Here is a 24,135-nt window from a genome sequence, read left to right as displayed (position 1 = left end):
CGCGTCCCGGCCGGTGTCAGTCCGTCAGCTTTCCGGCGAAGTAGTCGATGTACGCCTGCATGTCGAAGTGGCCGTGCCCGGACAGCGAGAAGAGGATCGCCTTCTCCTCGCCGGTCTCCCGGCAGCGCAGCGCCTCGTCCACGGCGACCCGCACCGCGTGGCTGGACTCCGGCGCCGGCACGATCCCCTCGCTGCGGGCGAACCGCACGCCCGCCTCGAAGCAGGCGGTCTGCGGCACCGCCCGCGCCTCGATCAGGTCCACCTCGCGCAGCGCGCTCACGATCGGCGCCATGCCGTGGTACCGCAGCCCGCCGGCGTGGATCGCGGGCGGCCGGAAGTCGTGGCCGAGCGTGTGCATCTTGGCCAGCGGGGTGAGCCCGGCGGTGTCGCCGAAGTCGTAGTCGTAGCTGCCCCGGGTCAGCGACGGGCAGGACGCCGGCTCGGCGGCCAGGAACCGCACGGTGGGACCGCCGTCGAGCTGGCGGCGCAGGAACGGCAGGGCCAGGCCGGCGAAGTTCGAGCCGCCGCCGGCCGCGCCGACCACCACGTCCGGGTAGTCGCCGGCCAGCCCCATCTGCGCCAGCGCCTCCTGGCCGATGATCGTCTGGTGCATCAGCACCAGGTTCAGCACCGAGCCGAGCGCGTACCGGGCGGTGCCGCCGCTGTGCAGCGCGGCCTCCACCGCCTCGGAGATGGCCAGGCCGAGGCTGCCGGTGGAGTCCGGGTCGGTGGCGAGCACCGCCCGGCCCGCCTCGGTACGGTCGCTGGGACTGGCGGTGACCGAGGCGCCGAACGTCTCCATCAGGCCGCGCCGGTACGGCTTCTGGTCGTAGCTGACCCGCACCATGAAGACCTCGCACTCGAGGTCGAAGTAGGCGCACGCCATCGACAGCGAGCTGCCCCACTGGCCGGCGCCGGTCTCGGTGGTCAGCCGCCGTACGCCGTCGAGCTTGCTGTAGTACGCCTGCGGGACGGCGGTGTTCGGCTTGTGGCTGCCGGCCGGGCTGACCCCCTCGTACTTGAAGTAGATCCGCGCCGGGGTGTCCAGGTCGCGTTCCAGCCGGCGGGCCCGGATCAGCGGGCTGGGCCGCCACTGCCGGTAGATGTCGAGCACCGGGCCCGGGATGTCCACGTCCCGTTCGGTGGAGAACTCCTGCGCGATCAGCTCGGAGGCGAACAGCGGCGCCAGGTCGGCCGGGGTGATCGGCTCCCGGGTGCCGGGGTGCAGCATCGGCGGCAGCCCCTTGGGCAGGTCGGGAACCACGTTGTACCAGGTCGTCGGAATGTCACTCTCGGGCAGGACGAACTTCGTGGCGGTCATGGGCCTCTTCCGGTGAGGGGTCGGGCGGGTCAGGGACGGGCGGGGGTGGGCTCGGCGGGCTCCGGCACCCGCCGGGCCTCGGGCCGGATCCGGAGCGCGGCGAACGCGAGGACGCCGGCCAGCGGGGTCAGCAGCAGCAGGAGCAGCACGGGCCGGTGCCCGTGTGCCTGCCAGACGAAGCCCAGCCCCATCGGCACCACCAGCCGGGCGGAGCTGAGCACGAAACCGTTGAGCGCCATGAAGGCGCTCACCCGGCGCGGCTCGACGTGGTCGGCGATGTAGGTGGGCACCACCACCGAGGCGATGATCTCGCCGAGCGTCCAGACGACAGTGGACAGCAGCACCGCGGGCAGCGAGAACGCGAACACCAGCACCGCCATCCCGGCCGACCAGAGCAGGCCGGCGACGACGAGCAGCGTGCGGGTCGGGTACGCCTTGATCCGTTTCTCGATCAGCATGCCGGCGCCCACCACGACGATGCTGTTGATCGTGTAGACCGCGCCGACCACCGCCACCGACGAGTTCAGCACCCCGGTGACCGCCAGCGGCAGCGTGTACTCCAGCCCGATCAGCGGCGCCACGTAGCAGAACGAGAGCACCACCAGCACCGCGACGTCCAGGTCGCGCCGCAGCGCCGCCCGGCGCAGCCCGGCCCTCGCCGGTGTGCCGGCCGCGTCGCGGCGGGTGTCGGCGGGCACGCTGAGCCGGATGGTGAGCGCCGCGAGCAGCCCGAGCAGGATGTTCCCGGCGAACATCAGGCCGTACGAGTACGCCGCGGCCAGGCCGCCCAGCAGCGGCCCGACGCCCATGCCGAGGTTGTTGGCGATGTAGCTGACCGTGTACGCGAACGGCCGCTGCTCCGGCTCGGCGAGGTCGGCGATCAGCGTGTTGGCGGCGGGCGCGAACATGCCCATGCCGACGAGCGCGACGAACAGCAGCGCCGCGTACGTCCACGGCGGGCCGTCCAGCACCGCCAGCCCGAGGTAGCCGGCCGCGTTGAGCAGCAGGCTGGACACCAGCGCGGCCCGCCGGCCGGCGCGGGCGCAGACCGGGCCGCTGAGCAGGCTCCCGGCGAGCAGGCCGGTGCTGCCGACCGAGATCAGCACACCCGCCTCGCCGGTGCTCAACCCCCGGCTGCGCACCAGGTAGACCGCGAGCAGCGGGAAGACGAACATGCCCGCGCGGTTGATGAACGAGGCGAGCACCAGCATCCGCAGCGGGCGGGGCAGCGCCCGGAACCGGCTCAGCCACATGACGCCTCCCCGGCCGGTTCGGTACGCACCTGGAAGGCGTCCCGGATGGTCTTGAACCGGGCGCGTACGTCGTCGAAGTCCCGGCCCTCGCAGACGTACCAGCCGAGCACGTCGTTGGAGGCGGTCGGCGGGGCGAGCACGTCGCCGACGCCCTTCCACACGTCGGCGTCGAGGATCGAGTCCAGCGCCCGCAGCTCGTCGGCGGTGGTGATCGCGGTGATCCGGCCGTACCGGTCGGAGCAGAGGTACTCGGTGCCGGTCTCCGCACCCAGCACGGCGGCGGGCCGGTGCCCGGGGTCCAGTTCCAGCCGGCACCACTCGCCGGCCAGGTTGATGCCGCGCCCGGCCTCGATGGCGGGGACGATCGACCCGCCGCCGGCCCGGGCCGCCGCCTCGCCGAAGACCACCTCGCCGTCGTCGCGGAGGAAGAACTCCACGTGCGCGACCCCGGTACGCATGCCGAAGCCGCGCAGGAGCTCCGCGTTGGCGGTCAGGATGCGCCGTTCCGCGGGGGTCAGGTCGTGCTTGCGGGAGATCGTGCCGCCGGGCTCGTCGCGGAACTCCAGCACCGAGTACGTGTAGCGGGAGAGCTGCTCGAAGACCACCTCGCCGTCGCGCAGCAGCGAGTCGACGTGGTACTCCGCGCCGCGGACGTACTCCTCGACCCGGTAGTCGTGGCGCGCGTCGGCCACCAGCGGCCACACCCGGGCCAGGTCGTCGGCCGAGTCCACCCGGTGGGTGTCGCCGCAGGCCCAGCCGGCGTACGGCTTGACCACGACCGGCCAGCCCACCTCGGCGGCGAACTCGGCCACCGCGCCGATGGTGTCCGGGCGGCAGGAGCGGGCCACCGGCACGCCCAGCTCGACGGCGCGGCGGTGCATCACGTTCTTGTCCCGGAAGGCGAGCGCCTGCTCCGGGTCCAGGCCGGGGATGCCGTGGTCGCGGCGGCACCGCGCGGCGGTCAGCACGTCGCCCTCGAACAGCGGGAAGATCCGCTCGATCGGGCGTTCGGCGACGATCGCCGCGACCGCCGCCCGGACCGCGTCCGGGTCGTCCAGGTCGGCCCGGTGGCAGGACAGCCCGGCGGTCTCCGGCGCCGGCTGGCCGGTGGGCAGCAGCACCACGCTGTCCCCGCCGAGGTCGGTGGCGGCGGCGACCACGCTGCGGAACTGGGCGGCATAGCGGCCGGCCGCGGGCCGGTAGACGATCAGGATCGCGCGGTTCACGAGCGGCCTCCCGGGATGCTGCCGGCGGGGCTGAGCGGGGCCTCGACGGCGAACGCGGCGTCGCGGGTGTCCCGGTCCAGCACCGCCCGGTGCCGGGGCGCGGCGGTCAGTTCGCCGAGCACGGCGTCGAGCCGGTCCAGCACCGCCTCCACCTCCGCCCGGCCGTCCGGATGGGCCGCCTCGACGGTGAGCAGCAGCCGCCGCCGGCCCAGGTCGGTGCGGACCAGGTGGCCCTGGCGCCAGTTCCAGCGCCGGGAGTGGGCCCGCCCGTGGTCGTCGGCGTAGACGATCTCGCCCGGTTCGGGACGCTCCGGCGCATCAGGCGCGCCCAGCGGCAGGTACGTCTCCGTGCCGTCGGCCGGCCGGACGGCGAGCGCGGCGATGCCGTCCACCGCGCACGAGGCCACCGGCAGCGCCGAGTCCAGTGAGACGGCGTTGCAGAGGTCCACGAGCGCGTTGATCCGGGGCAGCCGGTCGCCCCGGGCCACCCGCCGGGCGATCGACTCGGCGGCGCACGGGAACCGGTTCGGGTTCACCGCCACCGCCCGGTACGCCGCCCGCCACCCGGCGATGCCCGGCACCTCGGACACCCCGGCCTTGTCCAGGCCGGCCCGGTGCAGCGCGTCCTCGGCGGCGGTCAGCCACGGCGCCACGGCCGGGTGGGCCGGCCCGACCTCGATCGCCGGCACGGCGAGCAGGCCGAGGACGTAGTCCGGCACGCTCGCCGTCACCCGGTCGTCGATCCGGACGGACAGCCGGTCGGCGCCGTCGCTGAGCTGGGTCATCGTCATCCCCGTCGGTTCGGTTCACACGGTCGCCCCGACCGTACGAAGCGGCGCCGCCACCGGTTGTGGCCAATCCCGGCCGATCCGGTGAGACCAATCCGGGTCCGTCGTACCGGCTGCATCAGGCGACCCCGGCCGGCCGGCGGTCCCGGTAGGCGGCGGCGTCCCCGGCGACCACCCGCCCGCCCAGCAGCACCAGCTCGATCGCCTCCGGCCGCCGCGGTGACGGCCCGGCCGATGCCACCCGCGCCGCCGGTGACCACGGCGAGCGGGGGTACGGAGTCGGACATGATCCGTCTCCGCCGCTCAGCCGGCGACCGGCAGCGCCGCCGGTACGCCGCGCAGGAAGTTGTCGAACAACCGCAGCCCGTCCTGGGTGGTCACGCTCTCCGGGTGGAACTGCACCCCCTCGACGGCGAGCGTGCGGTGGCGCAGGCCCATCACGTAGCCGTCGTCGCCGGAGCGGGCGGTCACCTCCAGCGGGGGCGGCACCGGGTCGGCGACGATGAGCGAGTGGTACCGGGTGACCGTCAGCGGCACCGCCGCCCCGGCGTAGACGCCCCGGCCGTCGTGCGTGACCTCGCTGGTCTTGCCGTGCATCAGGTGCCGGGCCACCGCGATCGTGCCGCCGTACGCCAGGCCGATCGCCTGGTGGCCGAGGCAGACGCCGAGCAGCGGCACCCGGCCGGCGAAGGCGTGGACCAGCTCGACGTGGCCGGAGTCGCCGGGGTGGCCCGGCCCGGGGCCGAGCACCACCGCGTCCGGGCGCAGCGCGGCGAGCTGCCGGGGGCCGCGCGCCCGGGACCGGACCACCACCGTCCGCGCGCCGAGCGTGCGCAGGTACTGGTCGATGATGTGGGTGAAGCTGTCGTACGCGTCGACGAGCAGGACCTTCACGACAGCAGCTCCCCGCCGGTCAGGGCCCAGTAGGCGGCGCTCATCTTGGCCAGCGTCTCCCGCCACTCGGCGGCCGGTGTGGAGTCGGCGACCACCCCGGCGGACGCCTGGGTGTGGTAGCGGCAGCCGTCGTGCACGACGGTGCGGATGCAGAGCGCGAGCACCGCGAACCCGCGGACGTCGACCAGGCCGATCGCGCCCGCGTAGATGCCCCGGGGCTCCGCCTCCAGCCCGTCGATGATCTCCATCGACCGCAGCTTCGGCGCGCCGGTCATGGTGCCGGCCGGGAACGCCGCCCGGACCGCGGCCCACACGTCGGCGCCGTCGTCGAGTCGGCCGGAGACGGTGGAGACCAGGTGGTGCACGTACGCGAACGGCTCGACGTCGAGCATCGCGTCGACCGACAGCGTGCCCGGCTCGCAGACCCGGCCGATGTCGTTGCGGCACAGGTCGACGAGCATGACGTGCTCGGCGCGCTCCTTCTCGCTGGCCCGCAGCTCGGCCACCCGGCGGCGGTCGGTCAGCGGGTCGGCCGAGCGGGCGGCGGTGCCGGCGATCGGGCGCATCGACAGGCGGTCGCCGTCCAGGCGCAGGAACAGCTCCGGGCTGGCGCCGATCACGGTGCGCCCGGCCCAGGGTGCCAGGTACATGTACGGCGACGGGCTGCGGTGCCGCAGGCGCCGGTAGACGTCCAGCGGGGTGAGGGCGGTCTCCACCTCGATGCGGTGGCCGATCTGCACCTGGTAGCTGTCGCCGATCCGGATGTGCCGCAGGCACCGCCGCACCCGCTCGGCGAACGTCTCCTCGTCGACGGTGTCGCGTACCCGGGCCGGCGTGGGCGCGGGTGGCGGCGGCTGGTCGCCGGGCACGCCGGTGAGCAGCCGCGTCACCGGCGGCGCCGGCTGTGGCGGCAGGTGCGGGCCGGTGGCGTGCAACTGGTGCGCGGTCCCGGCGCGCAGATCCCACCAGACGGTGTGCCGGAACAGCGTCAGCGCGAAGCGGGGGAGGTCGTCGTCGGCCCGGCCGAGGGTCAGCTCGTCCATGTCCCGGGCGGCCTCGTAGGCCAGGGTGGTGAGGAAACCGAAGGCGAACCGGTCGGCCGGCACGGGCGTCTCGACGGTGAAGGCCCGCTGCACGGCACGTACCACCGACCAGAGCTGCGCCGGGCCGGGCACGTGCCAGGCGGGCGTGGTGTCGCGCCGCCGGGCCGGTGCGCCGAGGACCGCGGTGACCACGGCGCCCAGCGCGTCGCCCAGCGGCCCGGCGGCGGTCAGCTCGCACCTGTCGGCCAGGAAACGCAGCTCGGCGAGGCGGCCCCAGCCCACCGCCGCGGCCCGCCGGTCGGCGGCCGGCCCGTCCAGGCTTTCGAAGAGGTACGCGTCGTGCGCGGCATGGCTTTGTGTCAATGCGGTGTACAACGCGAGCGGATCGATCGACGGCAGTGTGATTGACGTCACGGAAATCGGAATACGGTCGGCCGGTGTCGTGCGCCCCGGCGTCTCCGGACGGTGTTCTGCGCTTTCCACGCCCACCGCAGTCGACAGTGAGGACACTGTGGAACCCCCCTTGAGCAGCCCGGATGCCCTGACGCGGACCGGCTGGGCCGCGTTCGGTGACAGATCGGACTTCCCCCGTTGAAAAGGACGCGCGGCACTCCCCGGTCGTGGCCGGGAATGGGTTGCGGTCCCGGGAAACACTTTCGCCAAGTGCGGTTCCCGCTGTCCATACCACTTCGGAGACCGGGGAGAGGACCAATCGGTGTGGCATCTGAATCTGTCAATTGACGGCGATGCGCGTGAGACGTTGTCGGCGCAGCTTCGCAACGCTCTGCGCGGCCGGATCACCGACGGCACGCTGCGCCCCGGGACGCGCGTGCCGTCCACCCGGCAGCTCGCGACGGACCTCGGCGTGTCCCGCACCGTGGTCGTCGAGGCGTACGAGCAACTCTGCGCCGAGGGTTACCTGACCTCGCAGCGCGGCTCCGGCACCTCGGTGGCGGACTCCGCGCACGCCGACGTCGCCTCCGCGCTCACCGCCGACGAGGCGCCCGCGCCCGAGGTGTGGGATCTGCGCGCCGGCGGCACCGACGTGTCGATGTTCCCGCGCCAGGACTGGATCCGCAGCGTCAGCTCGGTGCTCCGCTCGGCCGGGCCGCGGGAGCTGGGCTACGCCCCGCCGTCCGGCCTGCCGCCGGTCCGCCGCACGCTCGCCGGTTACCTGGGCCGGGTCCGGGGCGTCCGCGTCCGCCCCGAGCACCTGATGATCACCTCCGGTTTCGCCCAGGGGCTGGCGCTGCTCTGCCGGGTGCTGCGCGACCAGGGACACGAGGCGATCGGCGTGGAGGATCCCGGGCACCCGGGGGAGTGGGCGTTCATCGCCGACGCCGGGCTGCGGCCGGTCGGTGTGCCGGTGGACCGGGAGGGCATCCGCGTCGACGAGCTGGCCGCGACCGGCGTACGCGCCGTGCTCACCACCCCGGCCAGCCAGTTCCCCACCGGGGCGCCGCTGAGCCGGCGGCGCCGGGAGCACCTGGTCGACTGGGCGCGTGCGGTGGACGGGTACGTCGTCGAGGACGACTTCGACGCCGCGTTCGTGGCACCGGCGCAGCGGATGCCCGCGTTGCAGAGCGTCGCGCCGGACCGGGTGGTCTACGCCGGCAGCGCCAGCAAGGTTCTCGCCCCGGCGCTGCGGCTCGGCTGGCTGGCCGCGCCGACCGGGCTGGCCGGCTCGATCGAGCGGGTCCGGGCCGGCTGGGACATCGGCTGCTCCGGGCTGGACCAGCTCGCCTTCGCCCGGCTCGTGGACACCGGCGCGTTCGACCGGCACCTGCGCCGGCTGCGCGCCGAGTTCCAGCGCCGCGGCCAGGCGGTACGCCAGCACGTCGTACGCCATCTGCCCGGCGTGGCGCCGCTGGACGCCAGTGGCGGCCTCCAGACGTACCTGGTGCTGCCCCGCTGGTGCGCGGAGGAGTCCATGGTGGCCGCAGCGCGGCGCCGGTCCGTGCTGGTGCGCGGCGGCCGGTTCTACGCCCTGCGCGCCGACGACCGGCCACCGGCGCTGGTCATCGGGTACGCCGGGGTGCGCGGCGCCGAGCTGGGACGGGGGCTGGCCGGGGTCGCCGCGGCCTACCGCGACGTGACCGCGCGCCACGCGACCGATGTCAATGTGCGGCGGGTCGCCGATTCCGACCGAAGGACCGGCTTGACAGCGTGATCGGCGCTTAGGTTAGCCTAACCTCCGTGACGAGCAGAACGGTGCGAGCCGACGGCTTGAGCGGCAGCGACCTGCGGCTGGGCTACCACGGCACGACGGTGGTGCACGACGCCGCCATCACGCTGCGGCCCGCGGCCGTGACCGCGTTGGTCGGCCCGAACGGCAGCGGCAAGTCGACGCTGCTGCGCGGGCTGGCCCGCCTGCACCCGCTGGAGCACGGCGAGATCGTGCTGGCCGACGGCACGCCGGCCCGGGCGCTGTCCGCCCGGGACTTCGCCCGCCGGGTCACGCTGCTCGCGCAGAGCCGCCCCACCCCCAGCGGGGTGACGGTGCGGGACGTGGTCGGGTACGGCCGGCACCCGTACCGGCAGCGGTGGCGCGCGAACGACCTCGACGGACCGGCCGCGATCGACCGGGCCATGCGGGTGACGGGCGTCGACGCGATGGCCGGCCGGCCGGTCGACGAGCTGTCCGGCGGCGAGCTGCAACGGGTCTGGCTGGCCACCTGCCTGGCCCAGGACACCGCGATCCTGCTGCTGGACGAGCCGACCACGTTCCTGGACCTGCGCTACCAGGTGGAGATCCTCGACCTGATGCGCGAACTCGCCGACACCGCCGGCGTCGCCGTCGGTGTGGTGCTGCACGACCTCAACCAGGCCGCGGCCGTCGCGGACCAGGTCGTGCTCCTGCACGAAGGCCGGGTCCGCGGTGCCGGCACGCCGCACGAGGTGTTCACCGAGGCGGCGCTCACCGAGGCGTACGGCATCCGCGTCGAGGTGAGCGTCGACCCTGTCACCAACCTGCTCTCCACTCGTCCCGTCGGCCGGCACACGACCCGCGTCTCCGCCTGACCGACTCCTGCCCACAGAAGAGAAACCCCATGTTGCGTACCCGTCTGACCCTGCTCGCCGCCGCCGCGGCGAGCGCGCTGCTGATCGCCGGCTGCGGCACCACCGAGGAGCCCACCGCCGCACCGTCCCCCTCCGACGCCGCGTCCACCGGCCCGGTCACCGTCACCGACAGCCGGGGCAAGACCATCACCCTCAAGAGCCCCGCCACCAAGGTCGTCGGCCTGGAGTGGGGCGAGGTCGAGATGCTCGTCGGCCTCGGCGTGATGCCGGTCGGCGTGGCCGACCCGAAGGGGTACGCCACCTGGGTGACCGCCGCCCCGCTCGACCCGGGCGTCAAGGACGTCGGCACCCGGGGCGAGCCGAGCGTCGACTCCATCGTCGCCCTCCAGCCCGACCTGGTCGTGATGGAGGCCGAGCGCGGCTCCGCCGTCGTCACCCAGCTGGAGAAGTACGTCCCGGTGCTGGTCACCAAGGGCAGCGACGCCTCCGACAACATCGGCCGGATGCGCGCGGACCTGAAGATGATCGCCACCGCGACCGGCCGTACCGCCCAGGCGGACAAGCTGCTCGCCGACTTCGACGCCGCGCTCGCCGACGGCAAGAAGAAGATCGCCGACGCCGGGGCGGCCGGCAAGCAGTTCGCCATCGCCGACGGCTGGAAGGAGGGCAGCACCGTCTCGATCCGGATGTTCGGCCAGGGCGCGCTCGTCTCCCAGCTCGGCATCCAGCTCGGCCTCAAGAACGCCTGGACCGGCAAGACCGACGAGATGTGGGGCCTCGGCCAGACCGACGTCGAGGGCATGAACGTCCTCAAGAGCCAGGACCTGCACTTCTTCTACAACGCCTCGGACGGCAACGACGTCTTCGCCGACGGCCTCGCCGGCAACGCGATCTGGCGCTCCCTGCCGTTCGTCCAGCAGAACAAGCTGCACAAGATGCCCAACGGCATCTGGACGTTCGGCGGCACGCTGTCCGCCAAGCAGTACATCGACGAGCTGGTCAAGGTCTACACGGCTTGAGCGCGATGACCGCCCCCGCCCCGCCGGGGCCGGCCACCCGGCCGGCCCCGGTCGGGCCGCCGCCCGCCCGGCGCAGCCGGGTCGCCGGCGCGTTCACCCTCGCCGCCGCGCTGCTCGTCGCGATCACGGCGGTGCACCTCACCCAGGGCACGTCGTCGGTGGGGGCGTTGGACCTGCTCCGGCTGCTCACCGGCGGCGACGACGAGACCGCCCGGGTGCTCGTCGCCTCCCGCCTGCCCCGGCTGCTCACCGGCCTGGCCGTCGGCGTCGCGCTCGGCTTCGCCGGCGCGGCGTTGCAGTCGACCACCCGCAACCCGCTCGCCTCGCCGGACACGCTCGCCGTCAACGCGGGCGCGCACCTGGCGATCGTCGCCACCGCCGCGTTCGGGATCGCGCTGCCCGCGCTGCCCGCGGGCGGGCTGGCGTTCTGCGGCGGCCTCGCCGCCGCCTCCCTGGTCATGCTGCTCTCGGCCGGCGGCCAGGCCGCCACCACCCGGCTCATCCTCGCCGGCTCGGCCACCGCGATGGCGCTCGCCTCGCTGACCATGCTGCTCCTGCTGCTCTTCGAGCAGTCCACCATCGGCCTGTTCGCCTGGGGCAACGGCTCGCTCGTGCAGGGCGACCTGGCCGCGTTCACCCAGCTCGCCCCCGTGATCGGGGTCGCCGCGCTGCTGCTCGTGACCCTCGGGCACCGCCTGGACCTGCTCGCCCTCGGCGACGACACCGCCACCGTGCTCGGGCTCGACGTGCGCCGTACCCGGCTCACAGTGGTGCTGCTGGCAGTGCTGCTCTCCGCCGCGGCGGTCACCCTGGCCGGGCCGATCGGCTTCGTCGGCCTCGGCGCGCCGGTGATCGTCCGCCTGCTCGGCCGGTGGGTGCCCGAGGTGCACCGGCACCGCATCCTGATGCCGCTGGCCGGCATCGTCGGCGTCGTCATCGTGCTCGGCTCCGACGTGCTGCTGCGCGCCGTGCTCGGCGGGCAGGCCGGGGTCGACGTGCCGACCGGCGTGGTGACCACGCTCTTCGGCGCGGTGCTGCTGGTCTGGCTGGCCCGCCGCCACCGCGACGCCGGGCCGACCAGGCAGGCGCCGGGCGGCCACGCCGCAGTCCGCTCCCGCGGCTTCGTCACCGCCGTCATCGCCGTCTGCGCGGTCGTCGTCACCTCCGCGCTGGTGCTCGGCATGCTCGCCGGTGACACCTGGGTGCTGCTCGGCGACATCGTCAACTGGGTGCAGGGCCGCACCGGACCGGCGTACACCTTCGTGCTGGACGCCCGCTGGCCGCGGGTCGCCGCGGCGCTGCTGGCCGGCGCCGCGCTGGCCCTGGCCGGCACCACGGTGCAGGCGGTGTGCCGCAACCCGCTCGCCGAACCGGGCATCCTCGGCATCACCGGCGGCGCCGGCATCGGCGCGGTGTCGCTGCTGACGTTCGCGCCGATGGCCGGCGTGCTCGCCCTGTCCGGCGCCGCCGGTCTCGGCGCGGTCGCCGCGTTCGCGCTGGTCTACGGCCTGGCGCGACGGCGCGGCCTCAATTCCGACCGGCTGGTGCTGATCGGGTTCGCGGTCTGGCAGGGCGGTACGGCGATCATCACGTTCATCGTGGTCTCGTCCGACCCGTGGAACACCGGCAAGGCGCTGACCTGGCTGTCCGGCTCCACCTACGGGCGTACCGCCCCGCAGGTGCTGCCGGTGGCGATCGCGCTGCTGATCGCGCTGCCGGTGGTGGCCGCGGTGCGCCGCGAGCTGGACCTGCTCGCGCTCGACGACGACACGCCCCGGGTGCTCGGCGTCCGGCTGGAACGTGCCCGGCTGATCGCGCTCGGCCTGGCGGCGCTGCTCACCGCCACCGCCGTGTCGGCGGTCGGCGTGATCGGCTTCGTCGGCCTGGTCGCGCCGCACGCGGCCCGGGCGCTGGTCGGCGGGCGGCACACCCGCGTCCTGCCGGTCGCGGTGCTGCTCGGCGCCACGCTGGTCAGCCTCGCCGACACGCTCGGCCGCAGCGTCATCGCACCCGCCCAGGTCCCCGCCGGTCTGGTCACCGCCCTGATCGGCACCCCGTACTTCGTCTGGCTGCTGTGGCGTTCCCGCGCCGCGGCCGCCGCCCGTTGACCCGTTCCACCGACGCACCCCACCGGCCGTGAGAGGAATGACGCATGACCAGCACCCTGGCCGTCGCGCCCTGGCGAGTCTTCACCGTCGAGGTCCGCGCGCTACGGCGGCTCGGCCCGTCGTTCCTGCGGGTGACGCTCACCGGACCGGACCTGGACCGGTTCGCCGACAACGGGTACGACCAGCGGATCAAGCTGGCCCTGCCGCCGGTCGACGGGGCGCCGGGGGAGCTGCCCGACGGGCCGGACTGGTTCCAGCGGTGGCGTGAGCTGCCGGACGGGCTGCGCAGCCCGATCCGCACCTACACGGTCCGCGCCGTCCGGCCGGAGGCGTACGAGGTGGACGTGGACATGGCGCTGCACGGCGACGGCGGCCCGGCCACCCGGTGGGCGCGGCGGGCCCGCCTCGGCGACCGGATCGCCGTCGTCGGCCCGGACGCCGGGTGGGACGGCCCGCACGGCGGGGTCGAGTTCCAGCCGCCGGCCGGTGCGACGCTGCTGCTCGCCGGCGACGAGACCGCCGCGCCGGCGATCTGCGCGATCCTGGAGCGGCTGCCCGCCGACGCCCGTGGCCACGCGCTGGTGGAGGTGCCGGAGACCGGCGACGAGCTGCCCTGCGCGGCGCCGGCCGGCGTCACGGTGACCTGGCTGCCCCGCGACGGCGCCCCGCACGGCAGCCGGCTCACCCCGGCCGTGACGAGCCTGGCCGGCCGGCTGGTGCCCGTACCGGCCGGGCCGGCCGCCGGGCCGCTGGCCGAGGTGGACGTGGACCGGGACATCCTCTGGGAGGTGCCGGAGCGGCCCGACGGCGCGGCGCTCTACGCCTGGCTGGCCGGGGAGGCGGCGGTGATCCGCGGGCTGCGCCGCCACCTGGTCACCGAGCGGGGCATGGACCGGTGCGCGGTGGCGTTCATGGGTTACTGGCGGGCCGGTCGCGCGGAGAACTGATCCGTCCGCGCCGGGTCGACCGGTGCAGCGGGCCGGCGCCTGGCGCGCCGGCCCGCTTCGTCATCCGCGCGGCGCGTACGGGGCGAGCGGATTGACCAGGGTGCCGGCGAACTGCAGCGCGGCCGACGGGTCGGACAGGTCCACCATCTGCTGGTTGTTGCGCAGCTGGAGGCGGTTGAGGCAGGACAGCGTGAACTCCGGCGCGAACAGGTCGTGCCGGCGCATCCGGCCGGCCAGGTGCGGCACCGTGGTGGCGTAGCCGGCGGCGCACTCGGCCACCGTGCGCCAGAACCCGTCCTGGTCGAGCACGCCCTGGGTGTGCAGGGCGGCGCTGAGGTGCCGCAGGAAGCAGTCGAAGACGTCGGTGAAGATGGACAGGATCTTCTCGTCCTCCGGAATGGCGGCCCGGATCCGCCGGACCCGCTCCGGCAGGTCCGCGTCCGGGTCCATCACCACGATCTCCTCGGCGATGTCCTTGAACACGACCCGCTCGACGACGCCGCCGTCCAGGACCAGGATGACGTTCTCGCCGTGCGGCATGAACGCCAGGTCGTGGGCGTACAGGCTGTGCAGCAGCGGCACCAGGTAGGCGTCCAGGTAGCGGCGCAGCCAGTCGGCCGGCGCCAGCCCCGACTCGTCGATCAGCGCCGCGGCGAGCGACCGCCCGTCCCGGTCCAGGTGCAGCAGCGACGCCATGGTGGCCAGCCGCCGCCCGGGTTCCAGCCCGGGTACCGGGCTCTCCCGCCAGAGCGCCGCCAGCATCTTCCGGTACGGGGAGTACCTGTCGGTCGCCGCCTCGTACTGCCGGTGCCGGTAGCCGATCGCGGCCCGCTCCCGGATGATCGACAGGCCGGTGCGCTTGAGGACCGGGTCGCCCTCGATCAGCCCGGCCAGCCAGTCGTTGATGGCGGGCGTCGCCTCCATGTACGCGGCGGACAGCCCGCGCATGAAGCCCATGTTCAGCACCGACAGCGCGGTCTTCACGTAGTGCTTGGCCGGGTCGGTGACGTTGAAGAAGGTACGGATGGACTGCTGCGCGAGGTACTCGTCCGGCCCCTCGCCCAGGCAGACCAGCCGGCGCCGGGCCACCTCACCGGCGAACGTGACAGCGAGCTTGTTCCACCACTGCCACGGGTGCACCGGAACGAACAGGTAGTCGGCCGGGTCCAGGCCCAGCCCGGTGAGCGTGGCGGTGAACCCGGCCAGCGTCTCCTCGCCCAGCTCGGCCCGCACCAGCGTGTCGTAGTCCAGGTCGTCGGCGCAGGTGAACGTGGTGTGGTCGCGGTGCGCGGCGAGCCAGAGCAGCCGTACCGGCGCGGCGGCCTCCGGGGCGTACGCGTGGTATTCGTGCACGCCGAAGCCGATGCGGCCGTTGTTGGCCACGAAGCAGGGATGCCCCTCGGTCATGCCGGTCTCGATCGCCTGGAAGTCGGCGGCGGCCAGCTCGGCGGCGCTCAGCGCGGGCTTGGCGAGCTTGTACGCCGTCCCGGCGAGCGTGGAGGTGATCTCCTCGAGGTAGACCGGCAGGATCGCGTCGGTGAGGCCGAGCGCGCCGCGCAGCTCCACGCACAGGTCCACGGCGTCGGGCGGCAGCTCCGCGCCGTCGCGGCGGCGCACGATGCTGTCCGCGTCGACCTGCCAGTGATCGAGCGCCAGCCGCTGCGCGGCGAACCGGTACTCGACGGCGCCGTCGTCGCTGCGGACCAGCCACCGCCCCGGGCCGGCGGGCTCGGGGGTGATCAGGCGCTCGTGGGCGAACTCGGCGAGCGCCTTGCGCACCAGCAGCCGGTTGGCCGTCGCCCACGCCTCGGGGGTCAGGTGGTCCACGGATGCGCTGGCGTTCACGCCGGTGCCCCTTCCTCGCGGGTGGGCGCGCCGGTGGCGGCCCGGAACTGGTCCCGGGTGCAGACGCTGAGCAGCGCCTCCTTCTCGGGCTTGCGGATCGGGCCGACGACTGTGAAGCCGACTGCCGCGTTGAGCGCGTGCACGGCGGTGTTGCGCACGTCCGGCTCCACCACCACCCGGCGGGTCGCCGGGTCGGCGAACAGCCAGGCCATCACGGTGGTGATGACGGCACGGGTGAAGCCGTGCACGGGTGTGCCGGCGGGCGCGCACAGGAAGTGCATGCCGACGTCGCCGGGCTCCGGGTCGTACAGGCCGGCCAACTCCACGCGGGCCGGGTCGTACCGCTCGGCCAGGAACGCCGGGGTGCCGCGCCACGACCCCAGGTACGCGTCGTGGTGCGGGTGCTCGGCGATGCGCCGGTACTCGGCGGCGACGGCGTCCACGTCGGCGTCCTGCATCAGCCAGAACGCGGACTTGGGATGGGTGACCCAGCGGTGCAGCAGCGCGGCGTCGGCGTCCGGGTCCAGCGGGCGCAGCGTGAACTCGCCCAGCGCGTCGTCGACGCGGGTGAAGGTGTTCGTGCGCTCGCTCATGCGGGCGCTCCGGCCGGCGCGCCGAACTCCTGGAACGCGATGGTCTTCTCGATCGGGTAGTGCTCCCGGCCGGTCATCTCCCGGATCAGCCACGAGTTGCGGTACGGGCCCATGCCCAGGTCGGGCGAGGTGATGCTGTGCGTGTGGGTGCCGCCGTTCTGGAGGAACACGCCCCGGCCGGTGTGGTCGACGCTGTAGTTGCGGGCCACGTCGAATCGGCCGTGCGTGTCGAAGCGGAGCCGGTCGCGTACCGGCGCGAGGAACTCCGGCACCCGGTAGTGGTAGCCGGTGGCCAGCACCAGTCCTGCGGTGTCGAGCGTGAACGCGCGGTCCTGCTCGGTGTGGCGCAGCCCGAGCCGGTAGCTGCCGTCGGCGTAGGCCGCCTCGACCAGCTCGGTGTTGGTCAGCAGCCGGGTCGGCGCGGGACCGTGCAGGCTCTTGGCGTACAGCAGGTCGTAGATGTCGTTGATCAGGTCGGCGTTGATGCCCTTGAACAGCGGCTTCTGTGCGGCCTCCAGCGCGTAGCGGGTCGGCTCGGGCAGCGCGTGGAAGTAGTCCACGTAGTCCGGCGAGGTCATCTCCAGCGTGAGCTTGGTGTACTCCAGCGGGAAGAACCGGGGCGAGCGGGTCACCCAGGTGAGCTGGTAGCCGTACGTGTCGATGTCGCCGAGCAGGTCGTGGTAGATCTCCGCGGCGCTCTGGCCGCTGCCGACGATCGTGATGCTGTCCTTGGCCCGCAGTGCCTCCCGGTGCTCCAGGTAGCGCGAGTTGTGGATCATGTCACCGCCCAGCCCGGCGCAGGCCGGCGGCAGGTACGGCGGGGTGCCGGTGCCGAGCACGAGGTGCCGGGCCCGGTGCGTGACCGGCCCGTCCGGCGTGTCCGCGTGCACCACGTACCGGTCGTCGGCCTCGTCGTAACCGACAGCGGTGACCGTGTGCCGGAAGCGCAGGTTCGGCAGCTTGGCGGCGGCCCAGCGGCAGTAGTCGTTGTACTCGGCGCGCAGCGGGAAGAAGCTCTCCCGGATGTAGAACGGGTAGAGCCGGCCGGTCTCCTTCAGGTAGCTCAGGAACGAGTACGGCGAGGTGGGGTCCGCGAGCGTGACCAGGTCGGCGATGAACGGCGTCTGGAGCCGGGTGGATTCGAGCAGCATGCCGGGATGCCAGTCGAAGCTGTCGCGGGCCTCCAGGAACAGTCCGTCGAGGTCGTCGATCGGCGCGGTGAGGCAGGCCAGGCCGAGGTTGTAGGGGCCCAGCCCGATGGCGATGAAGTCGTGGGTCGACATGCGTTCTCGTTCTCCTCGACGGGGGGTCAGACCGGGCAGGCGAGCTCGGCGGTGGCCGCGGTCCGGGCGTACCAGGCGGCGTGGTCGGCGATGAGGTCCAGCACGTGGGCGACGTCGTCCACCGTGGTCTCGGGGTTGAGCAGGGTGAGCTTGAGGTGGTGGGCGCCGTCGACCTTGGTGCCGGCGACCAGGGCCGCGCCCGAGGCGGCGAGCGCGTCGCGGGCGTGCAGGTTGGCCTCGTCGGCCAGGTCGGGGGCGAGGCCGGGCGGCCGGTACCGGAAGACCACGGTGCTCAGCTGCGAGGGCGCGGCCACCTCGAAGCGCGGGTCGGCGTCGAGCCGCCGCCACGCCTGCGCGGCGAGGTCGACGACCTGGTCGAACAGTGCGCCGATCGCGTCCGGGCCCATGATCCGCAGGGTCAGCCAGAGCTTGCACGCGTCGAACCGGCGGGTGGTCTGGATGCTCTTGTCGACCTGGTTCGGGATGCCCTGCTCGACCGCGCGGGCCGGGTTGAGGTAGTCGGCGTGCCAGGTGGCGTGGCGCAGCGTCCGGCCGTCACGGACCAGCAGCGCGCTGGAGCTGACCGGCTGGAAGAACGACTTGTGGTAGTCCACTGTCACCGACGCGGCCCGTTCCATGCCGTCGAGCAGGTGCCGGCGGGTGGGGGAGACCAGCAGCCCGCAGCCGTACGCGGCGTCGACGTGCAGCCAGACGCCCGCGGCGGCGCAGATGCCGGCGATCTCCGGCAGCGGGTCGATGGTGCCGAAGTCGGTGGTGCCGGCGGTGGCGACGACGGCCATCACCACCTGGCCGTCGCGGTGGCAGCGGTCGATCGCGCGGGCCAGCTCGTCGGTGCGCATCCGGCGGGTCGCGTCGGTGGGCACGGTGAGCACCGCGTCGGCGGCCAGGCCGAGCAGCTTGGCGGCCTTCTGCACGCTGAAGTGCCCGGCCGCGGAGGTGAGGATGCGCAGCCGGGACAGCACCTCCGGCCGATCCGGCCGGGTGGCCGCGCCGCCCACCACAGTGCGGTACGCCTCCTCGCGCGCCAGCAGCATCGCCTGGAGGTTCGACTGGGTGCCGCCGCTGGTGAAGACCCCGTCGGCGCCGGCGCCGAGCCCGATGCGCCCGGCCGTCCACTCGATCAGGCGCCGCTCCATCAGCGTCGCGCCGGCGCTCTGGTCCCAGGTGTCCAGTGAGGAGTTGACCGCGCTGAGCACCGCCTCGCCGAGCAGCGCCGGGATGACCACCGGGCAGTTCAGGTGGGCCAGGTAGCGCGGGTGGTGGAAGTAGACCGCGTCGCGCAGCCACACGTCGTGCAGTTCGTCCAGGGCGGCGTCGGTGTCGCCGAGCGGCCGGTCCAGATCGATGGCGCCGATGAGCGGCGCCAACTCGTCGGGCGTGACGCCGGTGAACGGCCGGTCCGCCTCGCCCACCCGGCGGGCGACCCGGTCGACGCCGCGCGCCAGCACGTCCCGGTACCGCCCGAGCGAACCGACGTTGAACAGGTGGTCGCGTGCCGAGGCGGCGGCGCGGCCGGTGTCGGCGGGCGCGGTGCCGGTCGGGCTCCCGATCGAACTCATGCGACTTCCCAGCGGTCGTACGGACAGGACGCGCGGCGACAGCCGCGGCGATCAGGTTAGGTTAGGCTGGCCTAAGTATCAAGCACGACTCGGGGTGCTTTGTCCCGCATGACCCGCCGGTTGGCGCCTCGCCCGCGTCGCGGTAAGGTCGCCCTCGGTTAGGGGAGGTTATCCTAAGTTGACGGTGGAGCGGAACCGGCGCCCGGCATGCCGAGACGGCGCGAGACGATGACGCGCGTCGATCGCGACAGGTGGGGTGTGCCCCGGTTGTGGGCCGCCGACGTCGACGCGCTGGCGCGTCTGCAGGGGCGTGTCGCCGCGCTGGACCGCGCCTGGCAGATCAGCGTCGAACGATGGCGTGCCGAGGGTCGCCTGGCCGCGCACGTCGGCCCGGCCGAGCTGGCGTGGGACCGGTTCGCCCGCCGCGTACGGCTGGACGACACCGCCCGGCGCTGCTACGAGCGGCTGGACCCGGACACCCGGCGGTGGGTCGAGGCGTACGTGGACGGGGTCAACTCCGGTCTCGCCGAGGGCGCCGCCGACGCGCCGGAGTTCGCCGCCACCGGCACCGCGCCCGAACCCTGGCGGCCCTGGTCGCCGCTCGGTGTCTTCCTCGTCCAGCACGTGCTGTTCTCCACGTTCCCGAACAAGCTCTGGCACGCGCACGTGGCCCGCACCCTCGGCCCCGAGGCGGCCGGGCTGTTCGCGGTCGAGGGACCGGCGTCCTCCGGCAGCAACGCCTGGGCGCTGCCCGCCGACCCGGCCACCGGGCGCGGCCCGGTGATCGCCGGTGACCCGCACCGGCTGCTCGAACTCCCCGGCGTCTACCAGCAGGTCCGGCTGGCCTGCCCGGAGTTCGACGTGATCGGCCTCGCCTTCCCCGGCGTGCCTGGCCTGCCGCACTTCGGCCACACCGGCGGCGTGGCCTGGGCCGTCACCAACGCGATGGCCGACTACCAGGACCTCTACCGCGAGCGGTTGCGCCGCGACGGCGACCGCGTGCTGGCGCGCGACGCCGACGGCTGGACGCCCGCCGCGCGCCACGTCGAGGAGATCGAGGTCCGTGGCGGCGCCCCGGAGACGGTCGAGGTGATCGAGACGCCGCGCGGCCCGGTGATCGACCACGACCGGGTCACCGGCGAGGCGATCGCCCTGCGCATCCCGAGCCGGGTCGAGGCCCGCCTCGGCTTCGAGGCGTTGCTGCCGCTCCTGCGCGCCCGGCGTACGGGAGACGTCGCCGACGCGCTGCGCCACTGGGTCGAGCCGGTCAACAGCGTGCTCGCCGCCGACACCGAGGGCGGCGTGCGCCGCCTGGTCGCCGGCCTGGTCCCGGTACGCGACGAGCGGTGCCGCCGGGAGCCCGTGCCGGCCTGGGAGCCGCGGTACCGGTGGCGGGGCGACTACCTGCCGCTGGTCGACGAGGCGGTCGACGGCGTGGCGGTGTGCGCCAACGACCGCCGCGACGACGTGGCCGCACACGGCGCCGACTTCGCCCCGCCGCACCGGGCCCGCCGGATCCGGGCGCTGGTCGCCGACGGCGCCGAGCCGTCCACCGTGCACACCGACGACCGGCTCCCGGCCGGCCCGCTGTACCGGCTGCTCGACCGGCTCGACCCGGGCCGGCTCGACGAGCCCGCCCGCGCGCTGCTGCTGCGGCTGCGCGGATGGGACCGGGCGATGGCGGCCGGCTCGGCCGAGGCCGGCGCGTACGCGGCCTGGCGGGCGGCGCTGGCCCGCCGGTTGCGCGTACACCCGAGGTTGCGTGCCCTCGACGAGCCGTGCGGTTTCGACGAGCTGTTCGCCCCCTGGACCGACCCGGCGGCCCGGATCGGCCTGGCGCTGGACCACCTGGCCGCCGAGTTCGGCGCCGGCCTCGCGGCACCGGCCGCCGAGGCGCTGGCCGAGGTGGCCGCCGGCCCGGCGCCCGGTGAGTGGGGCAGCCGGCACCTGCTGCACCCGGTGCACCTCGGCGTCGCCCCCGCGGTCACCGACGCGGTGACAGCGATGCGGCGGCGGGTGGCGCTGCCCGGTGACACCGACTGCGTGCTGGCCACCTCCAGCGTGCCGGGTGTCTCCGACGCCTGCTGGCGCGGCCCGGTGGCCCGCTACGTGTGGGACCTGACCGACCGGGCGGCGAGCCGCTGGATCGTCCCGTTCGGCGCCTCCGGGAACCCCGGCGACCCGCACTTCGCCGACCAACTCACCCACTGGGCCGCCGGGACGCTGATCCCGGTGCCCGCCGGCCCTCTGACGGGAGGCGAGACGACGTGATCCACCTGGAGCGGATCCCCGGCCTCGGCGAACTGGCGCTTGAGCCGGTACGCCCCGACCGGCACGCCGAACTGCTGCACGGGTGGGTGGTCCGGCCCCGCAACCGGTTCTGGGGCATGGGCTCGCACACGGTCGACGAGGTACGCGAGATCTACGCGTTCGTCGACGGGCTGGACACCCACCACGCGTACCTGATCCGGCTCGCCGGCGGGCCGATCGGGCTGTTCCAGACCTACCAGCCGGAGGCGGACCCGGTCGGCGAGCGCTACCCGGTGCGACCCGGCGACGTGGGGATGCACCTGCTGCTCGACGCGCCCCGGCGGTACCCGGGCTCGCTGACCGGCGCGGTCTTCCCGGCCCTGGTCCGGTTCCTGCTGCGCGACCCGGCCGCGCGTCGCGTGGTGGTCGAGCCGGACGTGCGCAACGACGCCATGCTGCGCCGCCTGCGGGTCGAGGGATTCACGTTCGGCGCCGACATCGACATGCCGGACAAGCGGGCCCGGCTGGCGTTCCTGACCCGTGAGCGGTTCGAGGCGGACCACCCGGCGGCGTGACGTCAGCCCGCGTCACGGTCCGGTGGCGCGCAGCCGGCCGGCCAGGTCCCGCACGGTCTCGGCGTACGCCGGGTCGTCCTCGGACGGGAGGTGACCCTTGATCGGCGGCGGGACGCTGTCCCAGGGCGGGGCCACCAGGCTCTCCGGATCCCGGAGGCGGCGGTCCACAGTCGCCTCCGGGCCGGCGACGCGGGCCGGCTCGTCCGCGCGGTGCGGGGAGAAGATCCATCCGCCGAGCGCGTCGGTGTCCCGCCACAGGTTGCGCCACCGCCAGCCGACCCGGCCGCCGATCCCGCGCAGCATGTCGTCGCCGACGTAGGCGGGGAACAGCCGGGCGTAGAGCCGGCGCAGCGGCGAGCTGTAGGTGAGCAGGGCGACCCGCGCGCTGATCTCCGCCGGCAGTTGCAGGACGGTGGCGGCGACGAGCACCGAGCCGTGGCTGTAGCCGGAGAGCAGCACCCCGTTGCCGCTGCGCACCAGGTACGTGATGCGCCGGGCCAGCTCCGGCACGGCCCGCTCGGCGTAACAGGGCGGCGCGAACGGGTGCGCGGCCCGGGGCCAGAACGTGGCGAGGTCGAAGAGCACGCCGACGTGGTGCCGGAACCCGGGGCTGCGGTACGCGAAGATCCCGGCGACGACCAGGGCCAGCACCGCCGCCGAGATCGCCACCCCGCCCACCTCGATGCCGAACATGACCAGCTCGGCCGGGACGTGCGTGCGGCGCTCCAGGGCCACGCCCGGCTCGGGATGGACCAGCGCCATCGCGGTGGTCGCCGCGCCCGCCCCGGCCATGACGGCGAACAGCACCGCCAACGGCACCAGCAGGTCGGTGAACCGGGACCGGACGATCATCGTCCGGACCTGCCGCAGCCGGGACGCCGCCTCGGCCGGCGGAGCCGGGAAGTCGCGCTCGACGATCGCCTGCGCGGCCCGGGTCCGGCCGCGCCGGGACACCAGCGCCACCACGGCGGCGGCCGCCAGCGTGACCAGCAACGCCCGGAAGAAGCCGTAGATCGCCCAGGTGTACGCGCGCGCCGGACCCGGTATGTCGTCCGCCGGGGACATGCCCCGGTCCAGCAGGTCGGCGGTGCGCTGGACCAGCTCGGCGGAGTACGCGACCGCGAGCCCGCCCGCCGCCGCCGCGACCACGAGCGCGCCGAGCCCGTACGGCGGCTGGTTGCCGCGTACCCGCAGCCGGTGCCAGAGCAGCACGGCGCCCAGGCCACCGAGCAGGACCGCGTGCGTGACCACCAGCCAGGTCAGGATCGAGCCGTAGCCGGGCAGACCCCCGCCGGGACGCCAGCGGGCCGGGGCGAACAGCAGGTACCCGGCCACCACGACGGTGAGCGCGACCGCGGTGGCGCGCAGCAGCCAGGCGACCCGGTCGCGTCGCGGGTCGGCGGGTGCCCGGTCGACGAGCGGCGGAACGCAGACCAGGACCACGCAGGCGAGCAGGACCGCGCCGGTGACCGCCAGCAGCGCCGCCACCGCGGGTGGGACGCCCTGCGCGGCCCGGGCGGCGAGGAGACAGCCGTCGAGGGTGGCGAAGGCCGCCGCGATGTGGATCGAGCGCAGCCGGCCCATCAACGGCTCGGTGTCCCACTGGCCGATCGTGCTCAGCGGGGGCCCGGCGGACGCCCGCTCCGGGGCCCGGAACGCGGTGAACGAGCGTCCCGGCCGCCGGGCGCCCCACCAGACCAGGCCCACCGCGGCGGCCGGGACCAGCGCCAGCACCACGAGCCGCAGTTCCACCGGCCGCCCACCCATCCAGGACAGCCACTCGCGGTCGGAGATGCAGGCCGGGACGGACAGGCACTGCCAGGCCACCAGGTCCAGCGCCACCCCGGCGCCGGCGAGCACGTACAGCGCGGTCAGGCTCAACCCGAGCACCCGGCACAGCGCCCGCACCACCGCGCCGCCGACCGTGTCCCCGGGCCGCATCCACACGGCCACGTTGAGCAGCATGAAGGGCATCAGGAACAGCAGCGACAGGGTACGCAGCGCGGTGCCGGACGGCAGGTCGTTCCACCGGTACGCCTCCAGCGTCACCCCGCTCGCCCCGTGCTCGTCGGCGTGTCCGGGGCGGGGACGGTAGAAGCCGGCGCTGCGGTCGCCCGCGACCTGCCGGACCAGCGGCCGGCCCAGCACCTCGGCGGCGCCGGCCGCGGAGACGCCGTGCACCCGCAGCTCCACCACCTCGCCCGACGGCGCCTGTGCCCGCCCTGGTCCAGCCGTCATCGACCCTCCGCGACGTTCCGGCCGCCCACGCCGCCTGCCCGGCCCGCCCTCGGGTGGCGCAGCGTCCTACCCGGCCGGGCGGGGGGCAAACGCCCGTCGGCCCGGCGGGCGGCCCGTTCGAAGCCGCGCCGTCCGGGTAACCGCCCGCGTA

At 74.4% G+C, this 24,135-nt stretch carries 19 protein-coding genes; 7 read left to right on the top strand and 12 right to left on the bottom strand.

The genetic code is table 11. From position 1 onward, the window contains the following. Window positions 1-16 precede the first annotated feature (16 nt). The 7 genes from ABIH81_RS26650 to ABIH81_RS26620 all read right to left on the bottom strand — a co-directional run bounded on the left by ABIH81_RS26650 (window position 17) and on the right by ABIH81_RS26620 (window position 6,939). The gene (locus tag ABIH81_RS26650; RefSeq protein ID WP_349877613.1) at window positions 17-1,321 is read right to left on the bottom strand and encodes a TrpB-like pyridoxal phosphate-dependent enzyme; all 1,305 of its coding nucleotides are present in this window, start codon (window positions 1,319-1,321) and stop codon (window positions 17-19) included. 29 nt (window positions 1,322-1,350) lie between these two features. Continuing rightward, a complete protein-coding gene (locus ABIH81_RS26645; protein ID WP_349877611.1) occupies window positions 1,351-2,574 on the bottom strand; it encodes an MFS transporter in 1,224 nt (407 codons plus the stop codon). Then, entirely contained in the window at window positions 2,565-3,800 is a 1,236-nt protein-coding gene (locus tag ABIH81_RS26640; protein ID WP_349877609.1) for an ATP-grasp domain-containing protein, read from the bottom strand. Before ABIH81_RS26640 ends, ABIH81_RS26645 begins: the two co-directional genes overlap by 10 nt. Next, window positions 3,797-4,585, bottom strand: a complete 789-nt coding sequence (locus ABIH81_RS26635; protein WP_349877607.1) for a phenylalanine--tRNA ligase beta subunit-related protein — start codon at window positions 4,583-4,585, stop codon at window positions 3,797-3,799. The genes ABIH81_RS26640 and ABIH81_RS26635 overlap by 4 nt, the downstream gene beginning before the upstream one ends. 121 nt (window positions 4,586-4,706) lie before the next feature. Then, window positions 4,707-4,829, bottom strand: a complete 123-nt coding sequence (locus tag ABIH81_RS26630) for a hypothetical protein (RefSeq protein WP_349877606.1) — start codon at window positions 4,827-4,829, stop codon at window positions 4,707-4,709. A gap of 62 nt (window positions 4,830-4,891) precedes the next feature. Further along, entirely contained in the window at window positions 4,892-5,482 is a 591-nt protein-coding gene (locus ABIH81_RS26625; protein WP_349877605.1) for an aminodeoxychorismate/anthranilate synthase component II, read from the bottom strand. Beyond that, window positions 5,479-6,939 carry an anthranilate synthase component I family protein gene (locus tag ABIH81_RS26620; RefSeq protein WP_349877604.1) on the bottom strand — a complete coding sequence of 487 codons (1,461 nt, stop codon included), beginning with the start codon at window positions 6,937-6,939 and terminating at the stop codon, window positions 5,479-5,481. The genes ABIH81_RS26625 and ABIH81_RS26620 overlap by 4 nt, the downstream gene beginning before the upstream one ends. Before the next feature lie 301 nt (window positions 6,940-7,240). On the opposite strand from ABIH81_RS26620, the gene ABIH81_RS26615 reads away from it, so the two are divergent. The 5 genes from ABIH81_RS26615 to ABIH81_RS26595 are packed head-to-tail and all read left to right on the top strand — an operon-like array spanning window position 7,241 to window position 13,620. Then, entirely contained in the window at window positions 7,241-8,695 is a 1,455-nt protein-coding gene (locus tag ABIH81_RS26615) for a PLP-dependent aminotransferase family protein (protein ID WP_349877602.1), read from the top strand. A gap of 41 nt (window positions 8,696-8,736) precedes the next feature. Further along, window positions 8,737-9,546, top strand: coding sequence for an ABC transporter ATP-binding protein (locus ABIH81_RS26610; protein ID WP_349881208.1), 810 nt, complete (start codon window positions 8,737-8,739; stop codon window positions 9,544-9,546). Between the two features lie 29 nt (window positions 9,547-9,575). Continuing rightward, a complete protein-coding gene (locus tag ABIH81_RS26605; protein ID WP_349877600.1) occupies window positions 9,576-10,565 on the top strand; it encodes an iron-siderophore ABC transporter substrate-binding protein in 990 nt (329 codons plus the stop codon). 5 nt (window positions 10,566-10,570) lie between these two features. Continuing rightward, the gene (locus ABIH81_RS26600; protein WP_349881207.1) at window positions 10,571-12,673 is read left to right on the top strand and encodes an iron ABC transporter permease; all 2,103 of its coding nucleotides are present in this window, start codon (window positions 10,571-10,573) and stop codon (window positions 12,671-12,673) included. Window positions 12,674-12,717: 44 nt separating this feature from the next. Then, window positions 12,718-13,620 carry a siderophore-interacting protein gene (locus tag ABIH81_RS26595; RefSeq protein WP_349877598.1) on the top strand — a complete coding sequence of 301 codons (903 nt, stop codon included), beginning with the start codon at window positions 12,718-12,720 and terminating at the stop codon, window positions 13,618-13,620. 60 nt (window positions 13,621-13,680) lie between these two features. Here the strand turns inward: ABIH81_RS26595 and ABIH81_RS26590 are convergent, their stop codons facing one another. The 4 genes from ABIH81_RS26590 to ABIH81_RS26575 are packed head-to-tail and all read right to left on the bottom strand — an operon-like array spanning window position 13,681 to window position 18,921. After that, a complete protein-coding gene (locus tag ABIH81_RS26590) occupies window positions 13,681-15,465 on the bottom strand; it encodes an IucA/IucC family siderophore biosynthesis protein (protein WP_349877597.1) in 1,785 nt (594 codons plus the stop codon). Next, window positions 15,462-16,058 (bottom strand): GNAT family N-acetyltransferase, encoded by a 597-nt coding sequence (locus ABIH81_RS26585; RefSeq protein ID WP_349877596.1) that lies wholly within the window; start codon window positions 16,056-16,058, stop codon window positions 15,462-15,464. The genes ABIH81_RS26590 and ABIH81_RS26585 overlap by 4 nt, the downstream gene beginning before the upstream one ends. Beyond that, window positions 16,055-17,341: a lysine N(6)-hydroxylase/L-ornithine N(5)-oxygenase family protein gene (locus tag ABIH81_RS26580; RefSeq protein ID WP_349877595.1), complete on the bottom strand. Its 1,287-nt coding sequence runs from the start codon at window positions 17,339-17,341 to the stop codon at window positions 16,055-16,057. Before ABIH81_RS26580 ends, ABIH81_RS26585 begins: the two co-directional genes overlap by 4 nt. Window positions 17,342-17,367: 26 nt before the next feature. After that, window positions 17,368-18,921, bottom strand: coding sequence for an aspartate aminotransferase family protein (locus ABIH81_RS26575; RefSeq protein ID WP_349877594.1), 1,554 nt, complete (start codon window positions 18,919-18,921; stop codon window positions 17,368-17,370). 228 nt (window positions 18,922-19,149) lie between these two features. On the opposite strand from ABIH81_RS26575, the gene ABIH81_RS26570 reads away from it, so the two are divergent. Next, window positions 19,150-21,192, top strand: coding sequence for a penicillin acylase family protein (locus ABIH81_RS26570; RefSeq protein ID WP_349877593.1), 2,043 nt, complete (start codon window positions 19,150-19,152; stop codon window positions 21,190-21,192). Then, window positions 21,189-21,746, top strand: a complete 558-nt coding sequence (locus ABIH81_RS26565) for a GNAT family N-acetyltransferase (RefSeq protein ID WP_349877592.1) — start codon at window positions 21,189-21,191, stop codon at window positions 21,744-21,746. Before ABIH81_RS26570 ends, ABIH81_RS26565 begins: the two co-directional genes overlap by 4 nt. A 12-nt stretch (window positions 21,747-21,758) precedes the next feature. Here the strand turns inward: ABIH81_RS26565 and ABIH81_RS26560 are convergent, their stop codons facing one another. Beyond that, window positions 21,759-23,984, bottom strand: coding sequence for a hypothetical protein (locus ABIH81_RS26560; protein WP_349877591.1), 2,226 nt, complete (start codon window positions 23,982-23,984; stop codon window positions 21,759-21,761). Window positions 23,985-24,135: the final 151 nt, after the last annotated feature.

Origin of the sequence: Micromonospora sp. HUAS YX12 (genome assembly GCF_040215685.1) — a bacterium.
Classification (GTDB): domain Bacteria; phylum Actinomycetota; class Actinomycetes; order Mycobacteriales; family Micromonosporaceae; genus Micromonospora; species Micromonospora tulbaghiae.
Note: the sequence above shows the minus strand (reverse complement) of the source record. Positions and strands in the feature narration are given on the sequence as shown.

What these genes read in the sequence shown, in the direction of transcription:
- ABIH81_RS26650 (WP_349877613.1), bottom strand. Translation starts at nt 1,321, where the DNA reads ATGACCGCCACGAAGTTCGTCCTGCCCGAGAGTGACATTCCGACGACC.
- ABIH81_RS26645 (WP_349877611.1), bottom strand. Translation starts at nt 2,574, where the DNA reads ATGTGGCTGAGCCGGTTCCGGGCGCTGCCCCGCCCGCTGCGGATGCTG.
- ABIH81_RS26635 (WP_349877607.1), bottom strand. Translation starts at nt 4,585, where the DNA reads ATGACCCAGCTCAGCGACGGCGCCGACCGGCTGTCCGTCCGGATCGAC.
- ABIH81_RS26605 (WP_349877600.1), top strand. Translation starts at nt 9,576, where the DNA reads ATGTTGCGTACCCGTCTGACCCTGCTCGCCGCCGCCGCGGCGAGCGCG.
- ABIH81_RS26600 (WP_349881207.1), top strand. Translation starts at nt 10,571, where the DNA reads ATGACCGCCCCCGCCCCGCCGGGGCCGGCCACCCGGCCGGCCCCGGTC.
- ABIH81_RS26595 (WP_349877598.1), top strand. Translation starts at nt 12,718, where the DNA reads ATGACCAGCACCCTGGCCGTCGCGCCCTGGCGAGTCTTCACCGTCGAG.
- ABIH81_RS26585 (WP_349877596.1), bottom strand. Translation starts at nt 16,058, where the DNA reads ATGAGCGAGCGCACGAACACCTTCACCCGCGTCGACGACGCGCTGGGC.
- ABIH81_RS26580 (WP_349877595.1), bottom strand. Translation starts at nt 17,341, where the DNA reads ATGTCGACCCACGACTTCATCGCCATCGGGCTGGGCCCCTACAACCTC.
- ABIH81_RS26575 (WP_349877594.1), bottom strand. Translation starts at nt 18,921, where the DNA reads ATGAGTTCGATCGGGAGCCCGACCGGCACCGCGCCCGCCGACACCGGC.
- ABIH81_RS26570 (WP_349877593.1), top strand. Translation starts at nt 19,150, where the DNA reads ATGACGCGCGTCGATCGCGACAGGTGGGGTGTGCCCCGGTTGTGGGCC.
- ABIH81_RS26560 (WP_349877591.1), bottom strand. Translation starts at nt 23,984, where the DNA reads ATGACGGCTGGACCAGGGCGGGCACAGGCGCCGTCGGGCGAGGTGGTG.